The organism is Clostridium sp. BSD2780061688st1 H5 (assembly GCF_005845155.1).
Lineage (GTDB): Bacteria > Bacillota > Clostridia > Lachnospirales > Lachnospiraceae > Claveliimonas > Claveliimonas intestinigallinarum.
Map to the genome: position 1 here is coordinate 1 of NZ_SPGT01000052.1, position 4,242 is coordinate 4,242.

The 4,242-nt window shown below is 51.0% G+C and carries 3 protein-coding genes; 1 reads left to right on the plus strand and 2 read right to left on the minus strand.

The window, feature by feature from the left end; all coding sequences use genetic code 11:
* Nucleotides 1–99: 99 nt before the first annotated feature.
* Nucleotides 100–1,296 carry a glycine C-acetyltransferase gene (locus FGQ86_RS15990; RefSeq protein ID WP_033127049.1) on the minus strand — a complete coding sequence of 399 codons (1,197 nt, stop codon included), beginning with the start codon at nt 1,294–1,296 and terminating at the stop codon, nt 100–102.
* A 97-nt stretch (nt 1,297–1,393) separates the two neighbouring features.
* Nucleotides 1,394–2,431 (minus strand): L-threonine 3-dehydrogenase, encoded by a 1,038-nt coding sequence (tdh, locus tag FGQ86_RS15995; protein ID WP_347562529.1) that lies wholly within the window; start codon nt 2,429–2,431, stop codon nt 1,394–1,396.
* A 343-nt stretch (nt 2,432–2,774) separates the two neighbouring features.
* Here tdh and sstT point away from each other — a divergent pair, with 343 nt between their 5' ends.
* Nucleotides 2,775–4,040, plus strand: a complete 1,266-nt coding sequence (gene sstT / locus FGQ86_RS16000) for a serine/threonine transporter SstT (protein ID WP_138305139.1) — start codon at nt 2,775–2,777, stop codon at nt 4,038–4,040.
* The last annotated feature ends 202 nt before the right edge of the window (nt 4,041–4,242 follow it).

Consider the following 4,242-nt stretch of genomic DNA (forward strand, 5'->3'; position numbering starts at 1 on the left):
TATGAAAGAGCCTTTTGATAAAAGAAAGGGTGCCCCTTTCCTATAAATTTAAAAATTCATAGTTTTGGGACACCCTCATTAGGAATAAAAACGAAAAACCTACAATCCCATCTCTTCCCGCACTTCGATGAAGCATTTTACGATGAAATCGATGTCCTCTTTTGTGTGGCTTGCGCACACCTGGGTGCGGATCCTCGCCTTGCCCTTCGGCACTACCGGGTAGGAGAAGGCAACTACATATACGCCCTTGTCCACCATCCGCTTCGCGAACTCAGCGGCTGTCTTCTCATCGTACAGCATAACAGGTACGCAGGGATGTGTGCCAGGGATCACGTCAAAGCCGTTGTCTACAAGAAGCTTTCTGTAGTAGGCGGTCACCTCTTCCAGATGGTCTCTGAGCTCTGTGCTCTCGTCCAGCATCCTGAACATCTCAATGCTGGCGCCTGCAATGGCCGGAGCCAGGGAGTTGGAGAAGAGGTACGGACGGCTCCTCTGACGCAGAAGATCGATGATTTCCTTACGTCCGGATGTATATCCGCCGGATGCTCCTCCCAGGGCTTTTCCGAGGGTTCCTGTGATGATGTCCACTCTTCCCTGGACGCCGCAGTACTCCGGGGTTCCACGGCCTGTCTTGCCCACAAAGCCCACCGCGTGGCTGTCATCCACCATGACAAGAGCGTTGTACTTGTCCGCCAGATCACAGATTCCCTTCAGGTTGCAGATAATTCCGTCCATGGAGAAAACACCGTCCGTGGCGATCAGCTTGATCCTTGCCCCGGCCTCGTCGGCCTCCTTCAGCTTTGCCTCCAGGTCTTCCATGTCATTATTTTTATAGCGGTATCTCCTGGCCTTGCACAGGCGCACACCGTCGATAATGGAGGCGTGGTTCAGCTCATCGCTGATCACCGCGTCGTCCGCTGTCAGAAGAGTCTCGAAAAGGCCTCCGTTGGCGTCAAAGCAGGAAGAATAGAGGATCGTGTCATCCGTTCCCAGGAAATCAGAGATGGTCTTCTCCAGCTTCTTGTGGATATCCTGTGTGCCGCAGATAAAGCGGACGGACGCCACGCCGAAGCCCTTTTCATCGTAGGTCTTCTTGGCAGCCTCGATCAGCCGCGGGCTGTCCCCGAGGCCCAGGTAATTGTTTGCGCACATACAGAGGAGCTCCCTTCCGTCCTCCATAGTCACTCTTGCGCCCTGGGGTGACACAAAGGGGGCCTCTCCCTTAAAAAGTCCTGCCTCCCTGATGCCTTCCACTTCTTTTGCGTAAATGTTTAAAATATCGTCTTTACGTGCCATTTTCTTTTATGCTCCTTTACCTTATTATAATATAAAATGTCCTCCAGCTTTACGCCAGGATCTGTCCCGCCTCATTGCGGATCTCACACAATCCCCATCAGTCATTGATGTGTGCCCAGTCCAGAATGACCTTTCCGGACTGGCCGGAGATCATCGCCTCAAAGCCCTTGCGGTAATCCTTGATGTCAAAATGATGTGTAATGATGCCGCTGATATCCAGGCCTGCCTGAAGCATGGTGGACATCTTGTACCATGTATCCCACACCTTTCTTCCATAGATGCCGCGGATATTCAGGCCGTTGAAGATCACTGTCTCCAGATCTACTGTGGCGTCTGTTCTCTGCAGCCCCAGCAGCGCGATCTTCCCGCCGTGCTTCATATTATGGATCATGTCATGAAGGCCCGCCTGGGACCCGGACATCTCAAGTCCCACATCAAAGCCCTCTGTCATTCCGATCTCTTTCATCACATCCGGCAGCTTCTCCTTCCCGAGATTGACCACCCTGGTAGCCCCCAGCTTCTTTGCCAGCTCCAGGCGGTACTCATTGAAGTCCGTCACCACCACGTGTCTTGCCCCTGCAAATTTCACAATAGCCGCAGCCATGATGCCGATGGGACCCGCTCCGGCCACCAGCACGTCCTCTCCCAGCACATCGTAGGACAGAGCCGTGTGGGTTGCGTTTCCAAAGGGATCAAAGATGGCGTACATCTCCTCCGGGATATTCGGGTTACAGGGCCACACATTGCTGGATGGAATGACAAGATACTCGGCAAAGGCTCCGTTCCGGTTCACGCCCACGCCCTTGGCGTCCTTGCAGTTCTCCTTGTGTCCCTCCAGGCAGTTCCGGCATTTTCCACAGGTAATGTGCCCCTCACCGGATACAAGATGACCGGGCTTAAATCCCCGGACACCCTCGCCTACCTCCACGACTTCCCCAACATACTCGTGGCCGGCTGTAAGTCCGATAGGGATGGTGTGCTGTGCCCATTCATTCCACTGCCAGATATGTACGTCCGTACCGCAGATCGCTGTCTTATGGATCTTGATCTTCACATCGTTCGGCCCCACCTCGGGAATGGGAACTCTCTTCATCCAGAGTCCCTCCTCCGGCTTCTCCTTGACGAGCGCCCACATCATTCCGTCATTCATTTGTTCTCCCATGATATACATACCTCCATTTTCTGATGTCTCCGCAGTTTCTTTTTTCGGAAACAACTGCTCTTTGGCTATTATAACACCCCATGACGTTTCCTACAATTAAAATAAGAATTTTTTTATGCAAAATGCTGTTTTTGATTGTTATTTTTATAACATTTTTGTGAAAATTATTGAGTTTTTTATAAATTTTTTCACTTTTTGTATAGCAATATTCGATAATCTGTGCAATAATATAATCTATCAGGTAGCGAAGACCAAACTGAAATAATGAGAGAAAGAGAGGAGAAGCAGATAGCCGCGTCTATCTGCGAAAAACAGTATGAAAAACGCAATCAAAAAATGGAACAGCATCAGCCTTGTAAAACGTATCATTGTCGGCCTGATCATTGGTATCATCCTTGGCCTTGTTGTTCCTCAGGCATCCGGAATTTCCATTCTCGGTGATCTGTTCGTTGGGGCGCTCCGCGGCATCGCGCCCGTGCTCGTATTTTTCCTTGTCATGAGCGCGCTGTGCCACATGGGCGAAGGGCAGCACACCAACATGGCCGCGATCGTGGTCCTGTATATGCTCGGAAATCTGCTGGCAGCACTCGTTGCGGTAATCGCGCACTACATTTTCCCGGTTACCATCACCTTTGCTGAAGGCACATCCACAACAGACATCGCACCTCCCAGCGGCGTGGTGGAGGTTCTGACAAACCTTCTGATGAACCTGGTAGACAATCCGGTCAACGCCATTGTCAACGCAAACTATATCGGCATCCTGGCCTGGGCCATCATCTTCGGTATCGCCCTGAAAAAAGCGGGAGCCGGGACAAAGAAAGCCCTGGAGGACATCTCGGATGCCGTATCCATCGCCGTGCAGTGGGTCATCAGCTGTGCCCCCTTCGGTATTATGGGCCTGATCTTTACCACTATCTCTGAGCAGGGTCTGGGCGCTCTTGTTGATTACGGCAGACTGATCCTTGTCCTTGTCGGAAGCATGGCGGTCGTTGCCTTTATCATCAATCCTCTGGTTACCTTTGTGTGCGTGCGGAAAAACCCGTACCCGCTTGTATTTACCTGCCTGAAGGAAAGTTTTATCACCGCCTTCTTCACAAGAAGCTCCGCGGCAAACATTCCTGTAAATATGGAGCTGTGCAAAAACCTGAATCTGGACGAGGATACATATTCGATCTCCATCCCGCTTGGATCTACTGTCAACATGGCTGGAGCCGCTATCACGATCTCCAACATGGCACTGGCAGCAGCTACCACACTGGACATTCAGGTATCCTTTGGAACAGCGCTGATCATGTGCGTTCTGGCAGCAGCCAGTGCGGCCGGAGCATCCGGTGTGGCCGGCGGTTCACTGCTCCTGATCCCCCTTGCCTGCAGCCTGTTTAACATTCCGAACGATATCGCAATGCAGGTTGTCGGCGTAGGCTTCATCATCGGCGTGATTCAGGATTCCTGCGAGACAGGTATCAACTCCTCCACAGACGTTCTTTACACAGCCTGTGCAGAGTTCAGAGACAGACGGCTTCACCCGGAAAGATACGTTGGAAAGCCGGAAGCCCGCTTTACTGTTCCGAAAAACAAATAACTCAATAGGAAAAACTGAATATAGTAAAAAAAGATCGGTTCAAAATTGAACCGATCTTTCAGACTGTAGACAAAGTCCCCGGTTTACCCCGGGGCTTTTCTATTGTAGTTATCAACATTTCAATGATCCTTCCGGTTTTTATCAAGAAAAATCCCCTACTTATCAACTCTAAAGTTAAGCGGTACGTTCCCTGCACATGGTA

What these genes read in the sequence shown, in the direction of transcription:
- FGQ86_RS15990 (WP_033127049.1), bottom strand. Translation starts at nt 1,296, where the DNA reads ATGGCACGTAAAGACGATATTTTAAACATTTACGCAAAAGAAGTGGAA.
- tdh (WP_347562529.1), bottom strand. Translation starts at nt 2,431, where the DNA reads ATGTGGGCGCTCGTCAAGGAGAAGCCGGAGGAGGGACTCTGGATGAAG.
- sstT (WP_138305139.1), top strand. Translation starts at nt 2,775, where the DNA reads ATGAAAAACGCAATCAAAAAATGGAACAGCATCAGCCTTGTAAAACGT.